This window comes from Cronobacter turicensis (genome assembly GCF_041222865.1).
GTDB classification, from domain to species: domain Bacteria; phylum Pseudomonadota; class Gammaproteobacteria; order Enterobacterales; family Enterobacteriaceae; genus Cronobacter; species Cronobacter turicensis.
Window position 1 is genome coordinate 1 of record NZ_CP165997.1, and the last position, 18090, is coordinate 18090.

Sequence of the window (18090 nt, forward strand, 5' to 3'; positions counted from 1 at the left end):
TCCCTATAATGCGCCTCCACTGACACGGCACAACGGCGAATGAGCCGGCCCGTCAGGCAGACGAAAGCGAAAATAAACGCTTGACTCTGAAAGAGGAAAGCGTAATATACGCCACCTCGCGACAACAGGCTGAAAGCCTTGTCGCACCGCTCTTTAACAATTTATCAGACAATCTGTGTGGGCACTCGGGGCACTGATATCTTAACGTCTTCGGACGATAAATGAATATCAAGTCTCAAGTGAACAACAGTTAATTCATTACGAACTAACAGTTTAATTCTTTGAGCATCAGACTTTTAATTGAAGAGTTTGATCATGGCTCAGATTGAACGCTGGCGGCAGGCCTAACACATGCAAGTCGAACGGTAACAGAGAGCAGCTTGCTGCTCTGCTGACGAGTGGCGGACGGGTGAGTAATGTCTGGGAAACTGCCTGATGGAGGGGGATAACTACTGGAAACGGTAGCTAATACCGCATAACGTCTTCGGACCAAAGTGGGGGACCTTCGGGCCTCATGCCATCAGATGTGCCCAGATGGGATTAGCTAGTAGGTGGGGTAAAGGCTCACCTAGGCGACGATCCCTAGCTGGTCTGAGAGGATGACCAGCCACACTGGAACTGAGACACGGTCCAGACTCCTACGGGAGGCAGCAGTGGGGAATATTGCACAATGGGCGCAAGCCTGATGCAGCCATGCCGCGTGTATGAAGAAGGCCTTCGGGTTGTAAAGTACTTTCAGCGAGGAGGAAGGGGTTGTGGTTAATAACCGCAGTCATTGACGTTACTCGCAGAAGAAGCACCGGCTAACTCCGTGCCAGCAGCCGCGGTAATACGGAGGGTGCAAGCGTTAATCGGAATTACTGGGCGTAAAGCGCACGCAGGCGGTTTGTTAAGTCAGATGTGAAATCCCCGGGCTCAACCTGGGAACTGCATTTGAAACTGGCAAGCTTGAGTCTCGTAGAGGGGGGTAGAATTCCAGGTGTAGCGGTGAAATGCGTAGAGATCTGGAGGAATACCGGTGGCGAAGGCGGCCCCCTGGACGAAGACTGACGCTCAGGTGCGAAAGCGTGGGGAGCAAACAGGATTAGATACCCTGGTAGTCCACGCCGTAAACGATGTCGACTTGGAGGTTGTGCCCTTGAGGCGTGGCTTCCGGAGCTAACGCGTTAAGTCGACCGCCTGGGGAGTACGGCCGCAAGGTTAAAACTCAAATGAATTGACGGGGGCCCGCACAAGCGGTGGAGCATGTGGTTTAATTCGATGCAACGCGAAGAACCTTACCTGGTCTTGACATCCAGAGAATCCTGCAGAGATGCGGGAGTGCCTTCGGGAACTCTGAGACAGGTGCTGCATGGCTGTCGTCAGCTCGTGTTGTGAAATGTTGGGTTAAGTCCCGCAACGAGCGCAACCCTTATCCTTTGTTGCCAGCACGTAATGGTGGGAACTCAAAGGAGACTGCCGGTGATAAACCGGAGGAAGGTGGGGATGACGTCAAGTCATCATGGCCCTTACGACCAGGGCTACACACGTGCTACAATGGCGCATACAAAGAGAAGCGAACTCGCGAGAGCAAGCGGACCTCATAAAGTGCGTCGTAGTCCGGATTGGAGTCTGCAACTCGACTCCATGAAGTCGGAATCGCTAGTAATCGTGGATCAGAATGCCACGGTGAATACGTTCCCGGGCCTTGTACACACCGCCCGTCACACCATGGGAGTGGGTTGCAAAAGAAGTAGGTAGCTTAACCTTCGGGAGGGCGCTTACCACTTTGTGATTCATGACTGGGGTGAAGTCGTAACAAGGTAACCGTAGGGGAACCTGCGGTTGGATCACCTCCTTACCTGAAAGATACAACCTCGCGTGCTCACACAGATTGTCTGATAGAAAGTAAAGAAGCAAAACCTCTACAGGCTTGTAGCTCAGGTGGTTAGAGCGCACCCCTGATAAGGGTGAGGTCGGTGGTTCAAGTCCACTCAGGCCTACCAACTCCGCAGGAGTTGAAGAGGTTTAACTACGATGGGGCTATAGCTCAGCTGGGAGAGCGCCTGCTTTGCACGCAGGAGGTCTGCGGTTCGATCCCGCATAGCTCCACCATCACTTCAGAGTGTACTCACTGAGTATACTGCGAAGTATTTGCTCTTTAACAATCCGGAACAAGCTGAAAATTGAAACAGACATGCTGTTGCATTTCTCCGTAATAAGGAATGCGCGGTGTGTCAGAGTCTCTCAAACTCGCAGCACGAAGACTTCTTCGGGTTGTGAGGTTAAGCGAACAAGCGTACACGGTGGATGCCCTGGCAGTCAGAGGCGATGAAGGACGTGCTAATCTGCGAAAAGCGTCGGTAAGGTGATATGAACCGTTATAACCGACGATGTCCGAATGGGGAAACCCGGTGCACTCTGGTGCATCATCGTTTGATGAATACATAGTCAAACGAGGCGAACCGGGGGAACTGAAACATCTAAGTACCCCGAGGAAAAGAAATCAACCGAGATTCCCCCAGTAGCGGCGAGCGAACGGGGAACAGCCCAGAGCCTGAATCAGCTTGTGTGTTAATGGAAGCGTCTGGAAAGTCGCACGATACAGGGTGAAAGTCCCGTACATGAAAGCACACAGGTTGTGAGCTCGATGAGTAGGGCGGGACACGTGATATCCTGTCTGAAGATGGGGGGACCATCCTCCAAGGCTAAATACTCCTGACTGACCGATAGTGAACCAGTACCGTGAGGGAAAGGCGAAAAGAACCCCGGCGAGGGGAGTGAAACAGAACCTGAAACCGTGTACGTACAAGCAGTGGGAGCCTTCGTAAGAGGGTGACTGCGTACCTTTTGTATAATGGGTCAGCGACTTATATTCTGTAGCAAGGTTAACCGTATAGGGGAGCCGAAGGGAAACCGAGTCTTAATTGGGCGTTAAGTTGCAGGGTATAGACCCGAAACCCGGTGATCTAGCCATGGGCAGGTTGAAGGTTGGGTAACACTAACTGGAGGACCGAACCGACTAATGTTGAAAAATTAGCGGATGACCTGTGGCTGGGGGTGAAAGGCCAATCAAACCGGGAGATAGCTGGTTCTCCCCGAAAGCTATTTAGGTAGCGCCTCGTGAATTCATCTCCGGGGGTAGAGCACTGTTTCGGCTAGGGGGCCATCCCGGCTTACCAACCCGATGCAAACTGCGAATACCGGAGAATGTTATCACGGGAGACACACGGCGGGTGCTAACGTCCGTCGTGAAGAGGGAAACAACCCAGACCGCCAGCTAAGGTCCCAAAGTCATGGTTAAGTGGGAAACGATGTGGGAAGGCCCAGACAGCCAGGATGTTGGCTTAGAAGCAGCCATCATTTAAAGAAAGCGTAATAGCTCACTGGTCGAGTCGGCCTGCGCGGAAGATGTAACGGGGCTAAACCATGCACCGAAGCTGCGGCAGCGACACTATGTGTTGTTGGGTAGGGGAGCGTTCTGTAAGCCGTCGAAGGTGTGCTGTGAGGCATGCTGGAGGTATCAGAAGTGCGAATGCTGACATAAGTAACGATAAAGCGGGTGAAAAGCCCGCTCGCCGGAAGACCAAGGGTTCCTGTCCAACGTTAATCGGGGCAGGGTGAGTCGACCCCTAAGGCGAGGCCGAAAGGCGTAGTCGATGGGAAACAGGTTAATATTCCTGTACTTGGTGTTACTGCGAAGGGGGGACGGAGAAGGCTATGTTGGCCGGGCGACGGTTGTCCCGGTTTAAGCGTGTAGGCTGACTTTCCAGGCAAATCCGGAAAGTTAAGGCTGAGGCGTGATGACGAGGCACTACGGTGCTGAAGTGACAAATGCCCTGCTTCCAGGAAAAGCCTCTAAGCATCAGGTAACATTAAATCGTACCCCAAACCGACACAGGTGGTCAGGTAGAGAATACCAAGGCGCTTGAGAGAACTCGGGTGAAGGAACTAGGCAAAATGGTGCCGTAACTTCGGGAGAAGGCACGCTGACATGTAAGTGAAGCCCCTGCGGGTGGAGCTGAAGTCAGTCGAAGATACCAGCTGGCTGCAACTGTTTATTAAAAACACAGCACTGTGCAAACACGAAAGTGGACGTATACGGTGTGACGCCTGCCCGGTGCCGGAAGGTTAATTGATGGGGTTATCGCAAGAGAAGCTCCTGATCGAAGCCCCGGTAAACGGCGGCCGTAACTATAACGGTCCTAAGGTAGCGAAATTCCTTGTCGGGTAAGTTCCGACCTGCACGAATGGCGTAATGATGGCCAGGCTGTCTCCACCCGAGACTCAGTGAAATTGAACTCGCTGTGAAGATGCAGTGTACCCGCGGCAAGACGGAAAGACCCCGTGAACCTTTACTACAGCTTGACACTGAACATTGAGCCTTGATGTGTAGGATAGGTGGGAGGCTTTGAAGCGTGGACGCCAGTCTGCGTGGAGCCAACCTTGAAATACCACCCTTTAATGTTTGATGTTCTAACCTGGCGCCGTGATCCGGCGTGGGGACAGTGTCTGGTGGGTAGTTTGACTGGGGCGGTCTCCTCCCAAAGTGTAACGGAGGAGCACGAAGGTCAGCTAATCCTGGTCGGACATCAGGAGGTTAGTGCAATGGCATAAGCTGGCTTGACTGCGAGAGTGACGGCTCGAGCAGGTGCGAAAGCAGGTCATAGTGATCCGGTGGTTCTGTATGGAAGGGCCATCGCTCAACGGATAAAAGGTACTCCGGGGATAACAGGCTGATACCGCCCAAGAGTTCATATCGACGGCGGTGTTTGGCACCTCGATGTCGGCTCATCACATCCTGGGGCTGAAGTAGGTCCCAAGGGTATGGCTGTTCGCCATTTAAAGTGGTACGCGAGCTGGGTTTAGAACGTCGTGAGACAGTTCGGTCCCTATCTGCCGTGGGCGCTGGAGAATTGAGGGGGGCTGCTCCCAGTACGAGAGGACCGGAGTGGACGCATCACTGGTGTTCGGGTTGTCATGCCAATGGCACTGCCCGGTAGCTAAATGCGGAAGAGATAAGTGCTGAAAGCATCTAAGCACGAAACTTGCCCCGAGATGAGTTCTCCCTGAGACTATAAGTCTCCTGAAGGAACGTTGAAGACGACGACGTTGATAGGCCGGGTGTGTAAGCGCAGCGATGCGTTGAGCTAACCGGTACTAATGAACCGTGAGGCTTAACCTTACAACGCCAAAGAAGTCTGGCGTGTTGAGAGAGAGATTCAGCTTGTGACGGATAATGTTCATGGCGAAAGCGGTGAACAGACAGAATTTGCCTGGCGGCTGTAGCGCGGTGGTCCCACCTGACCCCATGCCGAACTCAGAAGTGAAACGCCGTAGCGCCGATGGTAGTGTGGGGCCTCCCCATGCGAGAGTAGGGAACTGCCAGGCATCAATTAAAGAACCCCTCAGCGCTGCTGAGGGGTTTTTGCTTTTTAGCGCTCAGGAGAAAACAGATACGGCTACCTGGCCTTTCATCCTTTTCCATAGACTTCTCTATTCGCTCTTCACTCTTTGCCCCCCTTACTCAGTGCTGCTCCGCCAGCCAGTCAGCGATAAACTCAGCGATCTGCGCCGGATCGTTAATATCGACTATCGGTAAGGCGAACTGCGGCAAAGGCGTATCACTGGCGATAGCGATAACATAGTCGTCCGGCGTCAGTTCTGCGGCTTCCCGTCCGGCACCCTCCCGAAATAACATAATTTTCGCTATAGCATCGTGTTTGAACCCTTCGACCAGAATCAGATCCAGCTGCGAGCTGTTCATCCGGCTTGCCAGATAATGCAGGTCCGGCTCAGCCTCGTCTGGTGTCTCCGTCATCAGCGCCCAGCGTTTTGCGCTCGCGACCAGCGTCTGCGCCGCGCCCGCTTTGCGGAGTTCATAGCTATCTTTTCCAGGCGTATCCACATCCATATCATGATGGGTATGTTTGATAAGCCCTGGCCGGAGTCCTCGTTCGCGCAATAGCGGTATCAGAGCCTTAAGCAGCGTTGTTTTTCCCGTACCGCTCCATGCGGCAATACCCAGTAACGGAACCATTATTTCTCCTGCCAGCGTTCAAGCTCGGCCAAGGTATTTACATTGGCAAAGTCATCTTTATTAGCAAACTTCACTGCGCAGCCATTAACCTCACGCAAGAAAACCATCACACGGCGTTCTCCGCGTGCAAGATAATCGGCCAAAGGCGCCTTAACGGAATGATGCATCAGCGCAATGGCAGGGTGATCGCGTTCGCCATCATTAACCCATACGGCAGAGCGTGCGTCTTTCGCGGCCCACAGGCGTTGCGCGAGATCGGCCGGGATATGCGGCGTGTCGCACGGGCAAAAGAGATACCATTCGCTGTGAAGATACTGCATGCCAGAAAGCATCCCTGCCAGCGGCCCCGGAAAATCCGGGAGGGTATCGGTGATGACCGGATAACCGCACGCGCGATAGGCGTCCAGATCCCGGTTAGCGCTCACTGCAACGTGCGCTACCTGCGCCGTCAGGCGCTCTGCCACATGCCTCCACAGCGCTTTGCCATTCAGCTGCATCAGTCCTTTGTTTTGCCCGCCCATTCGCGTTGCCCGGCCGCCTGCCAGCACTACGCCGGTAATCGCGCTAAGCTTATCCAAGAATATCACCTCTTTTCATACGGTTTTGTCCCTGCTAACGTGTCAGCCAGATAAAAGGAGACCATGATGAAATGCAAACGTCTTAATGAAGTTATCGAACTGCTTCAGCCAGCCTGGGAAAAAGAGCCCGATCTCAACCTGCTGGAGTTCCTGCAAAAGCTGGCCGCTGAATCCGGTTTTACCGGCGAACTGGCCGATCTTACCGATGATATCCTGATTTATCAGTTAAAAATGCGTGACGCTGATAAAGACGCCGTGATCCCTGGCATCCAGAAAGATTACGAAGACGATTTTAAAACCGCCCTGTTGCGCGCACGCGGCGTGATAAAAGAGTAAAAGCTTGTAAGAGAAGCTCTCGCTGCGGCTTTGAGATGATATCCTGAACCATTGCTTGTGTTTTCCGGATATCGGGATGACAGATAACGCTTTTAATTTCCAGACGCTACAGCCAGACACCATCATGGACGCCCTGTTTGAACACGGCATTCGTGTGGATTCTGGCTTAACCGCGCTTAATAGTTTTGAAAACCGCGTTTATCTTTTTCAGGATGAAGATCGTAAGCGTTTTGTTGTGAAGTTTTACCGCCCCCATCGCTGGAGCGCCGATCAAATCCGCGAAGAGCATCATTTCGCGCTTGAGCTGGAAACCGACGAAGTCCCGGTTGCCGCGCCGCTGCGCCTTCATGGCGACACCCTGTTAACGCACGATGGCTTTATGTTTGCCGTCTTCCCGGGCCTCGGCGGTCGTCAGTATGAAACGGATAACCTTGACCAGATGGAATGGGTTGGCCGTTATCTGGGTCGTATTCATCAGACCGGCAAACAGCGGCTCTTCTCCCATCGTCCGACCATCGGCATCAATGAATATCTGCTTGAGCCTCGCGCGGTCTATGAGGCATGTACGCTTATTCCTGCGTCGCTCAAGACAGCGTTTCTGCAGGCGACCGATGCGCTGTCGAACGCAGTAACTGCCCGCTGGCAGCCAGGTTATGACGCGCTGCGTCTGCATGGCGACTGCCATCCAGGCAATATTCTCTGGCGCGACGGCCCGTTGTTTGTCGATCTTGATGATGCCCGCAACGGCCCGGCCATTCAGGATCTCTGGATGTTGCTGAACGGCGATGCCGCTGAACAGCGCATGCAGATGGAAACTATTCTGGAAGCCTACGAAGAGTTCACTACATTCAATATCAAAGAGCTTGAGCTGATAGAGCCGCTGCGCGCGATGCGGCAGGTCTACTATCTGGCCTGGCTGATTCGCCGTTGGGAAGATCCTGCATTTCCACGCAACTTCCCCTGGCTTACTGAAGAAGATTTCTGGCGCCGTCAGACGGCGACTTTTAACGAGCAAATTCGGGCGCTCAATGAGCCTCCTTTACAACTAACGCCAATGTATTGATCTGTAATATTCAGGAGAGAGTAAATGATGAAGAAGATTTGGCTGGCGCTGGCCGGTATGGTGATGGCATTCAGCGTTTCCGCCGCCGACTACGCTGACGGGAAACAGTACAACACGCTGGAAAAACCCGTTGCTGGCGCTCCGCAGGTGATGGAGTTCTTCTCCTTCTACTGCCCGCACTGCTACCAGTTTGAAGAAGTGCTGCATATTTCCGACGGCGTGAAGAAAAAGCTGCCGGCAGGCACCAAAATGACGAAATACCACGTCGAATTCCTGGGCCCGTTGGGTAAAGATCTGACGCAGGCGTGGGCGGTCGCGATGGCGATGGGCATCGAAGATAAAATTACGGCCCCGATGTTTGAAGCGGTGCAGAAAACCCAGACCGTACAAACGCCAGCCGATATCCGTAAAGTCTTTATCGACGCGGGTGTAAAGCCGGAAGAATATGACGCTGCGTGGAACAGCTTTGTCGTGAAATCGCTTGTGGCTCAGCAGGAAAAAGCGGCGGCGGACGTCGGCCTGCAGGGCGTACCGGCCATGTATGTCAACGGTAAATACCAGCTTAACCCGCAGGGCATGGATACCAGCAATATGGACGTCTTCGTCCAGCAATATGCGGATACCGTTAACTACCTGCTCGGTAAAAAGTAATTATACGACGTAAACAAAAAAGCCGGTCACTGACCGGCTTTTTTATAGTGCTGATAAAGGGCTTCAAGTCTGGCGTCTTTCTCGTTCCACAATCCATTCAGCCACTGCTGAAAACGACGCTTAAAGTTTTTATCGTTAACGTAATCGCCGTACAGTGAGGCCTCTACCGGCAGTAAATCAATCTGCACCACAATGCGTGTTAACTTTCCGCTTAGCATATCGTAAAACGGCGTACGGTTATTTTCCGGATAACACAGCGTTACGTCTAACATCTTATCGAACTGTTTCCCCAGCACATTTAATGTCATTGCAATGCCTGCCGCTTTCGGCGGAAGCAGGTGCATAAACGGTGAATGCAACTGGCGCTGTTTTTCTTCAGTAAAACGCGAACCTTCGACGAAATTCACGATCGTCGTCGGCTGATGGCGGAACTTCTCGCAGGAGCGGCGCGTGGTTTCCACATCTTTGCCGCGTCGTTCCGGGTGGCGCAACAGATAGTTACGGGAATAACGGCGCATAAAGGGCATATCCAGCGCCCAACATGCGAGCCCAATAAAGGGCACCCAGGCAAGCTGCTGTTTCAGAAAATATTTATTCATCGGAATATGCTTACGAAACAGCACACACAGCACCACAATATCCGCCCAGCTATGGTGATTGCAGATAAGTAAATACCAGCTCTTTTTATTTAACCCGCTGAGCCCCTGGACTTCCCATTTAAGATACGGGTTCAGGTGCAGCAGTAATGCCAGCCCTTCACACCAGCAATACATCATGAAATTACAAAAGCGGGAAACCGTCCGCCAGACCGCCGGTAAAGGCAGCAGCAGTTTAATTATTCCGGCAAGGATAATCGGCACGGAACATAAAATAGTGACCACAATAGTCAGCACGACGCTGATCATAAGCGTCATCGCGGCGAGTAATCTCGACATAATAGTTTTCAGGCGATTCGATAAAATGCCGGGGACGGCAGAGGACGCAGATTCTAACAGAAAACATTCTGGCGTAATGAGCCTAAACGTAACCTGCGATGAATACCCGTCTGTTTTTAAGCGTCATTCAAGCGAAACGGCAAAGGCGGTTTTTTATATCCACAATAAAACTTTCCCGCCAAAAAATAATTAGCGGCGTCAGGGTTTTTATAAGTTCATGATTTAGTGAGCTATTTACAGCGCTTCGCTATATTTTTATCTTACGTTATTAATGGCTTAGGTTTTTGTGCACAAACTTATCCACAGGTTGCGTTGCGAGCGATCGCGCGGATCGACAAAACTTTCCCTGCGATCGGCCCTTTGGGTTTCATGTTTTGCGCCAGGCTATGGCATCCTTTATCCATAACTTCATTATCAGGCACGGACATTATGGTTCAGATCCCAGAAAATCCCCTTATTCTCGTCGATGGTTCTTCTTACCTGTATCGGGCGTATCACGCGTTTCCGCCGCTGACCAACAGCGCTGGCGAGCCCACCGGCGCGATGTATGGCGTGCTGAATATGCTGCGCAGCCTGATACTGCAGTACCAGCCTACCCACGCGGCCGTGGTGTTTGACGCGAAAGGCAAAACCTTTCGTGATGAACTGTTCGAGCACTACAAATCTCACCGTCCGCCGATGCCTGACGATCTACGTGCGCAAATTGAGCCGCTGCATGCGATGGTCAAAGCGATGGGCCTGCCGTTACTGGCGGTTTCTGGCGTGGAGGCGGATGACGTTATCGGCACGCTCGCGAAAGAAGCCGCCGCCGCTGGCCGCGCGGTGCTCATCAGCACCGGCGATAAAGACATGGCGCAGCTTGTCACGCCAGACGTCACGCTTATCAACACCATGACCAACACCGTGCTGGGGCCGGAAGAAGTCTGCGCGAAGTATGGCGTGCCGCCGGAGCTTATCATCGACTTCCTGGCGCTGATGGGTGATTCGTCCGATAACATTCCGGGCGTGCCGGGTGTCGGCGAGAAAACCGCCCAGGCGCTGTTGCAGGGCCTCGGCGGTCTGGACGCGCTTTACGCCAACCCGGAGAAAATCGCTGAGCTCTCTTTCCGCGGCGCCAAAACTATGGCGGCGAAGCTTGAGCAGAACAAAGACGTGGCGTACCTCTCTTACCAGCTGGCGACTATTAAAACTGATGTAGAGCTGGAGCTGAGCCACGATCGCCTTGAAGTGCAGCAACCGCTGGCCGATGAACTGCTCGCGCTCTTCCGGCAGTACGAATTTAAGCGCTGGACGTCCGATCTCGAAGCCGGCAAATGGCTCCAGTCCCGTGGCAAACCTGCCGCGAAGCCGAGTGAAACAATAGTCGTCGAGGCGGAGCCGGAAGAAGAGGCCGTCGCGCTCTCCTCGGAACGCTACGTGACTATTCTTGATGAAGAGATGCTTCAGGCGTGGATCGAGCGCATTAAAACCGCGCCGGTGGTGGCTGTTGATACAGAAACCGACAGCCTCGATAACCTGACGGCCAATCTGGTAGGCATCTCGTTTGCCACCGAACCTGGCCTTGCGGCGTATATTCCTGTCGCGCACGATTACCTCGACGCGCCGGATCAGCTTCCGCGCGATCGCGTGCTGGAATTATTAAAACCGCTGCTGGAAGACGAATCGCTGGTGAAAGTAGGCCAGAACCTCAAATTCGACCGCGGCATTTTGCAGAACTACGGCATTGAGCTGCGCGGCATTGTCTTCGACACCATGCTGGAATCTTACATTCTGGACAGCGTCTCCGGCCGCCACGATATGGACAGCCTATCCAGCCGTTGGCTTAAACACACCACCATCACGTTTGAGCAGATTGCCGGCAAAGGCAAAAATCAGCTCACGTTTAACCAGATCGATCTCGAACAGGCCGGACGCTACGCGGCGGAAGATGCCGACGTGACGCTCCAGCTGCACCTGAAAATGTGGCCGAAGCTGCAGCAGCACAAAGGCCCGCTGAATATCTTCGAACATATTGAAATGCCGCTGGTGCCGGTGCTGTCGCGTATCGAGCGCAACGGCGTGAAAATCGATCCGGCGGTGTTGCACGCGCATTCGCAGGAGATTGCCCTTAAGCTTGCCGAGCTTGAGCAAAAAGCGCATGAAATCGCGGGCGAGCCGTTTAACCTCTCTTCCACCAAACAGCTGCAAACCATCCTGTTTGAAAAGCAGGGCATCAAGCCGCTGAAGAAAACGCCGGGCGGCGCGCCGTCCACCTCGGAAGAAGTATTGGAAGAGCTGGCGCTCGATTACCCGCTGCCGAAAGTCATTCTGCAATACCGCGGCCTTGCGAAGCTGAAATCGACCTACACCGATAAACTGCCGCAGATGATTAACCCGAAAACCGGCCGCGTGCATACCTCTTACCACCAGGCGGTCACGGCCACCGGGCGTCTGTCGTCCACCGATCCGAACCTGCAAAACATTCCGGTGCGTAACGACGAAGGCCGCCGCATCCGCCAGGCGTTCATCGCGCCGGAGGATTATGTGATTGTCTCGGCGGACTACTCGCAGATTGAACTGCGCATCATGGCGCATCTGTCGCGCGATAAAGGGCTGCTCAGCGCGTTTGCTGAAGGCAAAGACATCCATCGCGCAACGGCGGCGGAAGTATTCGGCCTGCCGCTGGAGAGTGTCTCTAACGAGCAGCGCCGCAGCGCCAAGGCGATTAACTTTGGTCTTATTTACGGCATGAGCGCGTTCGGCCTGTCGCGCCAGCTCAATATCCCGCGTAAAGAGTCGCAGAAGTATATGGATCTCTACTTCGAGCGTTATCCTGGCGTGCTGGAGTATATGGAGCGCACCCGCAAGCAGGCGAAAGAACAGGGCTATGTGGAAACCCTGGACGGGCGTCGTCTCTATCTGCCGGACATTAACGCCAGCAATGCGGCGCGGCGCGCAGGCGCTGAGCGCGCGGCGATCAACGCCCCGATGCAGGGCACCGCGGCGGACATCATCAAACGCGCCATGATCGCGGTTGATGGCTGGCTGGAGAAAGAGCAGCCCCGCGTGAAAATGATCATGCAGGTGCACGATGAACTGGTGTTCGAAGTGCACAAAGATGACGTGGAAGCGGTGTCGCAGAAAATCCATGAACTGATGGAAAACAGCATGCAGCTGGATGTGCCGCTGCTGGTGGAAGTGGGTAGCGGCGTGAACTGGGATCTGGCGCATTAATCCTCAAAATGCGCGCAGACGCTTTTGTAACTTAGCAACATAACTAATAGATTTTTGTGATAGTCATTAGAAATTGCTATGTAAAGGATGAAAAGAAATTACAAAAAGTGCTTTTTCCCGTCATAAAAAAAGGGTAGAGTTATCGACGTAGGGTACAGAGGTAAGATGTTCTATCTTTCAGACCTTTTACTTCACGTAATCGGATTTGGCTGAATATTTTAGCCGCCCCAGTCAGAAATGACTGGGGCGTTTTTTATTGCGTCAAAAGAAGCGGACGCGCGAGCCAGGCTCGCGCCGGGAAAGGATTATTCTTGCGGGGCGGCGTCTTCGACGGCAGGCGGCAGGTCGTTAAACCAGGTGTCCAGCTTGATGCGCAGTTTATCCACGCCGCTCTTCTTCAGAGAAGAAAACGCTTCGACCTGTACATCGCCGTTAAAAGCCAGAGCCGCTTCACGCACCATATTCAGCTGCGCTTTACGCGCGCCGCTCGCCAGTTTGTCGGCTTTGGTCAGCAGCACCAGAACGGGAATATCGCTGTCTACGGCCCACTCGATCATCTGCTGGTCGAGATCTTTCAGCGGGTGACGAATATCCATCAGCACCACCAGGCCTTTCAGGCACAGGCGTTTTTCCAGGTATTCACCCAGCGCGCGCTGCCATTTGCGCTTCATCTCTTCCGGTACTTCGGCGTAGCCATAGCCGGGCAGATCCACCAGGCGCTTACCGTCGGCAACTTCAAACAGGTTAATCAGCTGCGTGCGTCCCGGTGTTTTACTGGTGCGCGCCAGGCTTTTCTGGTTAGTCAGCGTATTCAGGGCGCTGGATTTTCCGGCGTTGGAGCGGCCTGCGAAAGCCACTTCAATGCCGGTATCGGAAGGCAGGTGGCGAATATCTGGCGCACTGGTCACAAAGTGCGTCTGTTGATAGTTCAACTGAGTCAAAACGGTCGTCTCCGTCAGGATGAGCATAAGCAATAGCCGCGATTATACCTGAACAGGGATAAAAGGCTGTTGTTCTCTCCAGAGGCTTACAAAACGCCTCCGGGTTATGTAAGAGATCTGCCCTTTTTATATTGAGACTTTGCTGGCTTAAAGCGCCGCTCTTTAAGTTTTACTTAAGTAAAAACAGGTAGTTAACCTTGCAGAAATGTCCGAAAATGGACTTTTGAGGCCGTTAACGGCTTGAGCCTGTCGTTCAGGCTGGTAAAGTAAGCCTCACAGACAACGGAGTGTTGCAACGGATAATAACTCAGGATGAGGGGTCTGGAGCGTCAGGGTGACGAAGCACACAGCATACCAGGACGGTAAACGTCGGAGACGTTAACAAGGATAAAGGAACACGACACGGAGCGTTGTCGGCTGAAGGAAAAACAGGGTTGGTTGTAAGCGCACCAGGACGGTGAATACCGATGACCGGTTAAAAAGTCAGGAAAAAAGGCGACAGGTTTACCTGTCGCCTTTTTTCTTTACTTGCTTTCTGCTAGATTCCGCCGCAATTCTATACTGTTTAAAACGGCCTAAGACGAAAAATTATGAAGCAACCCTTATCCTCTGTGCGTGGCAAAGGCCCCGCCAAAGCTAAAGCTCGCCGTAAAACGCGTGAAGAATTAAATCAGGAAGCCCGCGATCGTAAGCGCGATAAAAAACACCGCGGCCTTGCGCCGGGCAGCCGCGCGACAGGTGCCGACGCGTCCGGAAAATCCTCCGGCCAGTCTAAGCAGAAAGATCCGCGCATCGGCAGTAAAAAACCGATTCCGCTTGGGGTGAGCGACGCTCAGGACACCCGACCTCAGAAGCACCAACCACAACCTAAAAGTGAGAAACCTATGTTGTCACCGCAGGAAGAGCTGGACATGCTGGAGAACGACGAGCGCCTGGACGCGCTGCTGGAGCGCCTTGAAGAAGGGGAAACCCTGAGTGCTGAAGATCAGGCGTGGGTCGATTCCCGTCTCGATCGTATTGACGAACTGATGCAGCAGCTCGGTCTTTCTTATGACGATGATGAAGACGAAGAAGAAGAACAGCAGGAAGATATGATGCGCCTGCTCAAGGGCGGAAACTAACCCTTCCGATGGGGCCGACCGTCCTGCTTATACTCCTTCCGATAGTATGTTATCTGGTGTGGTTATTCGTTAAACTACACCGGCTGTCGCAGCGCCAGAAGTGGCTGCGCAGCCGGCTTGTCACCCGCCATCCGGGTGGGCCAGTTCGCCGAACGCGTCGGCGAAACCGTCGGAAGGAGTAAGCATGTCTGAGCAGGTAATCGACTGGGATCTGGCCCTCATCCAGAAATATAACTATTCCGGGCCGCGCTATACCTCGTATCCCACGGCTCTTGAGTTTTCTGAAGCGTTTGGCGAAGCCGATTTCGCACGCGCGGTCGCGCGTTATCCCGACAGGCCGCTTTCGCTCTACGTTCACATCCCTTTCTGCCACAAGCTCTGTTACTTCTGCGGCTGCAATAAAATCGTCACCCGTCAGCAGCATAAAGCCGACCAGTACCTCGACGTGCTGGAGCAGGAAATTATTCATCGCGCGCCGCTGTTTGCCGGGCGTCACGTCAGCCAGCTGCACTGGGGCGGCGGTACGCCGACCTACCTCAGCAAAGCGCAAATCAGCCGCCTGATGGGTTTGCTGCGTGCGAATTTCGAGTTCAACGACGACGCGGAAATCTCCATTGAAGTCGACCCGCGCGAAATCGAACTCGATGTGCTGGATCACCTGCACGCCGAAGGCTTCCGCCGTCTCAGCATGGGCGTCCAGGATTTCAATAAAGAGGTGCAGCGCCTCGTGAACCGCGAGCAGGATGAAGACTTCATCTTTGCGCTTATCAAACGCGCGCGGGAAGTGGGCTTCACCTCGGCCAATATCGATTTAATCTACGGTCTGCCGAAGCAGACGCCGGAAAGCTTCGCCTTTACGCTGCAACGCGTGGCGGAGCTTAACCCGGACCGCCTGAGCGTTTTTAACTATGCGCACCTGCCGACGCTGTTCGCCGCGCAGCGCAAAATCAAAGAGGCGGATCTGCCGTCGGCGCAGCAGAAGCTCGATATCCTTCAGCAGACCATCCAGTCGCTGACCCACGCGGGTTATCAGTTCATCGGGATGGATCATTTTGCGAAGCCGAATGACGAACTGGCCATTGCCCAGCGCGAGGGTGTACTGCATCGTAACTTCCAGGGCTACACCACGCAGGGCGACACCGATCTGCTCGGTTTAGGCGTATCGGCGATTAGTATGATCGGCGACGGTTACGCGCAGAACCAGAAAGAGCTGAAGCGCTACTATCAGGCGGTGGATGAGCAGGGCAACGCCCTGTGGCGCGGGCTTGAGCTGACGCGCGACGACTGCATCCGCCGCGATGTCATCAAGGCGCTGATCTGCAATTTCCGGCTCGATTTCGCTGAGATAGAAAAAGCGTGGTCGCTCCGTTTCGCTGACTATTTTGCCGAGGATCTGCAACTACTGGCCCCGCTGGCGAAAGACGGGCTGGTGGACGTGAACGAACGGGGAATTACCGTGACGGCGAAAGGGCGGCTGCTTATCCGCAACGTCTGCATGTGCTTTGACGTTTATCTGCGCCGCAAAGCGCGGCTGCAACAGTTCTCACGCGTGATATAAAAAAAGCGGGCATAACGCCCGCTTTTTTTAACTAAAGAAGGTGACCAGCGCTGCGCACAGCAGGGCGGCAATGGCCGTCTGGGGCGTATGACCCGCGGCGGCGCCCGCCTCTGCGCTTTGCGTGGCGATGTGGATCAGTGATTCAAGCATAACAACTCTCCCCCATAACCGCGCCCGATCATACTCAAGCCTGGCGGACAGTAAAGTATAAAATTAGAGCAATTAGCAGGCGACAGCGCTTTTTTACACAGTGCTGCCAGCTACTCCATTCCCAGCTCTTTTAACTTGCGCGTCAGGGTGTTCCGACCCCAGCCCAGCAGGCGCGCGGCCTCCTGTTTATGCCCCTGCGTGTGCCGCAGCGCCGTGGTTAAAAGCGTACGCTCCATCTCCGGCTGCGCTTCGGAAAGCAAGTTTTGATGACCGGAACGCAGCGCCCTGTCGGCCCACTGCGCGAGCAGCGTCGCCCAGCTCTCCGGGAGCGCCTGCGACGGCGCGTCCGGCACGCTGGTTTCAAACAGCTCGGCGGGCAGATCCTGAATCAGCACTTCCTGGCCTGCGGCCATGACGGTGAGCCAGCGACAGGTGTTTTCCAGCTGGCGCACGTTACCGGGCCACGCGAGACGGGTCAGCGCGGCTTCCGTCTCCGGGTGCAGCAGTTTGGCTTCCACGCCCAGCTCGCGCGCCGCCACCTGCAGGAAATGGCGTGCCAGACGCGGGATATCCTCACGGCGCTCGCGCAGCGGCGGCAGGTGCACGCGGATCACGTTCAGGCGGTGGAATAAATCTTCGCGGAATTTCCCTTCCTGGACGCGCAGTTCCAGGTTCTGGTGCGTCGCCGCGATAATGCGCACATCCACTTTCACCGGCGCATAGCCGCCGACGCGGTAAAACTGGCCATCGGCCAGCACGCGCAGCAGACGGGTCTGCACATCCAGCGGCATATCGCCGATTTCATCAAGAAACAGCGTGCCGCCGTCAGCCTGTTCGAAACGACCCTGGCGAATCTGGTTCGCGCCGGTGAACGCGCCTTTCTCGTGGCCGAACAGTTCCGATTCGATAAGGTCTTTGGGAATGGCCGCCATATTCAGCGCGATAAACGGCGCTTTAACGCGCGGGCTATGGCGGTGCAGCGCATGCGCCACCAGCTCTTTACCGGTGCCCGATTCGCCGTTAATCAGCACGCTGATAGAGGAGCGGGAGAGACGCCCGATAATGCGAAACACATCCTGCATCGCCGGCGCTTCGCCGATGATATCGGTGGTAGGGCCGAAAACCTGCGCGCTGCGCGGCTGCTGCTGTTCCTGATAGTGGCTGATAGCGCGTTCCACCAGCGCCACCGCCTCGTCGATATCAAACGGTTTCGGCAGATAATCAAACGCGCCCTGTTGATAGGCGCTGACGGCGGCGTCGAGATCGGAATGCGCGGTCATAATGATGACCGGAAGCATCGGATGGCGCTGTTTTATCTGTTTTAACAGCGTCAGGCCATCCATGCCCGGCATACGAATATCTGACAGCAGTACGTCCGGGGTTTTGGTGCTCAGCGCGTCCAGCACCTCGTTACCGCTCTCAAAGGTGGTGCAGCTTAAGCCTGCTCCGGTGAGCGCGCGCTCAAGCACCCAGCGAATGGAGCTATCGTCATCGACGATCCAGACAATCCCTCGTTGCATAATCA

At 54.3% G+C, this 18090-nt stretch carries 12 protein-coding genes, 2 tRNA genes and 3 rRNA genes; 11 read left to right on the top strand and 6 right to left on the bottom strand.

The window, feature by feature from the left end:
- Positions 1-297 precede the first annotated feature (297 nt).
- The 5 genes from AB8W27_RS00005 (at position 298) to rrf (ending at position 5370) form a co-directional block, all read left to right on the top strand.
- Positions 298-1840, top strand: a 16S ribosomal RNA gene (locus tag AB8W27_RS00005).
- 68 nt (positions 1841-1908) lie between these two features.
- Positions 1909-1985, top strand: a tRNA-Ile gene (locus AB8W27_RS00010).
- A gap of 33 nt (positions 1986-2018) precedes the next feature.
- A tRNA-Ala gene (locus AB8W27_RS00015) sits at positions 2019-2094 on the top strand.
- 168 nt (positions 2095-2262) lie between these two features.
- Positions 2263-5164 (top strand): 23S ribosomal RNA (locus AB8W27_RS00020).
- A gap of 90 nt (positions 5165-5254) precedes the next feature.
- A 5S ribosomal RNA gene (gene rrf, locus AB8W27_RS00025) occupies positions 5255-5370 on the top strand.
- The 16S, 23S and 5S rRNA genes sit together here with 2 tRNA genes alongside, the layout of an rRNA operon.
- Positions 5371-5506: 136 nt before the next feature.
- Here the strand turns inward: rrf and mobB are convergent.
- Both mobB and mobA read right to left on the bottom strand, forming a co-directional pair.
- Positions 5507-6019 carry a molybdopterin-guanine dinucleotide biosynthesis protein MobB gene (gene mobB / locus AB8W27_RS00030; RefSeq protein ID WP_041924083.1) on the bottom strand — a complete coding sequence of 171 codons (513 nt, stop codon included), beginning with the start codon at positions 6017-6019 and terminating at the stop codon, positions 5507-5509.
- Positions 6019-6597, bottom strand: a complete 579-nt coding sequence (mobA, locus tag AB8W27_RS00035) for a molybdenum cofactor guanylyltransferase MobA (RefSeq protein ID WP_015743004.1) — start codon at positions 6595-6597, stop codon at positions 6019-6021. The genes mobB and mobA overlap by 1 nt, the downstream gene beginning before the upstream one ends.
- Before the next feature lie 66 nt (positions 6598-6663).
- Between mobA and AB8W27_RS00040 the strand changes: the two genes are divergently transcribed.
- The 3 genes from AB8W27_RS00040 to dsbA all read left to right on the top strand — a co-directional run bounded on the left by AB8W27_RS00040 (position 6664) and on the right by dsbA (position 8647).
- Positions 6664-6933 carry a YihD family protein gene (locus tag AB8W27_RS00040; protein ID WP_007703566.1) on the top strand — a complete coding sequence of 90 codons (270 nt, stop codon included), beginning with the start codon at positions 6664-6666 and terminating at the stop codon, positions 6931-6933.
- A gap of 76 nt (positions 6934-7009) precedes the next feature.
- On the top strand, positions 7010-7996 hold the full coding sequence (locus AB8W27_RS00045; RefSeq protein ID WP_041924082.1) for a serine/threonine protein kinase: 987 nt from the start codon (positions 7010-7012) through the stop codon (positions 7994-7996).
- A gap of 27 nt (positions 7997-8023) precedes the next feature.
- Positions 8024-8647, top strand: a complete 624-nt coding sequence (gene dsbA, locus AB8W27_RS00050; protein WP_041924226.1) for a thiol:disulfide interchange protein DsbA — start codon at positions 8024-8026, stop codon at positions 8645-8647.
- A 26-nt stretch (positions 8648-8673) separates the two neighbouring features.
- On the opposite strand, the gene AB8W27_RS00055 is transcribed toward dsbA, so the two are convergent.
- Entirely contained in the window at positions 8674-9582 is a 909-nt protein-coding gene (locus tag AB8W27_RS00055) for an acyltransferase (RefSeq protein ID WP_041924081.1), read from the bottom strand.
- Positions 9583-10011: 429 nt separating this feature from the next.
- Between AB8W27_RS00055 and polA the strand changes: the two genes are divergently transcribed.
- Complete coding sequence (polA, locus tag AB8W27_RS00060) at positions 10012-12795, top strand: DNA polymerase I (RefSeq protein WP_041924080.1); 2784 nt, start codon at positions 10012-10014, stop codon at positions 12793-12795.
- 305 nt (positions 12796-13100) lie between these two features.
- Here polA and yihA read toward each other — a convergent pair whose 3' ends face one another.
- A complete protein-coding gene (gene yihA, locus AB8W27_RS00065) occupies positions 13101-13736 on the bottom strand; it encodes a ribosome biogenesis GTP-binding protein YihA/YsxC (RefSeq protein ID WP_041924225.1) in 636 nt (211 codons plus the stop codon).
- 590 nt (positions 13737-14326) lie between these two features.
- Here yihA and yihI point away from each other — a divergent pair.
- Positions 14327-14857, top strand: a complete 531-nt coding sequence (yihI, locus tag AB8W27_RS00070) for a Der GTPase-activating protein YihI (RefSeq protein ID WP_015742997.1) — start codon at positions 14327-14329, stop codon at positions 14855-14857.
- A gap of 184 nt (positions 14858-15041) precedes the next feature.
- Entirely contained in the window at positions 15042-16415 is a 1374-nt protein-coding gene (gene hemN, locus AB8W27_RS00075; protein WP_041924079.1) for an oxygen-independent coproporphyrinogen III oxidase, read from the top strand.
- A gap of 27 nt (positions 16416-16442) precedes the next feature.
- On the opposite strand, the gene AB8W27_RS00080 is transcribed toward hemN, so the two are convergent.
- Both AB8W27_RS00080 and glnG read right to left on the bottom strand, forming a co-directional pair.
- Positions 16443-16565, bottom strand: coding sequence for a YshB family small membrane protein (locus AB8W27_RS00080; protein ID WP_015742995.1), 123 nt, complete (start codon positions 16563-16565; stop codon positions 16443-16445).
- A 110-nt stretch (positions 16566-16675) separates the two neighbouring features.
- A complete protein-coding gene (gene glnG / locus AB8W27_RS00085; protein ID WP_032983554.1) occupies positions 16676-18085 on the bottom strand; it encodes a nitrogen regulation protein NR(I) in 1410 nt (469 codons plus the stop codon).
- Positions 18086-18090 lie beyond the last annotated feature (5 nt).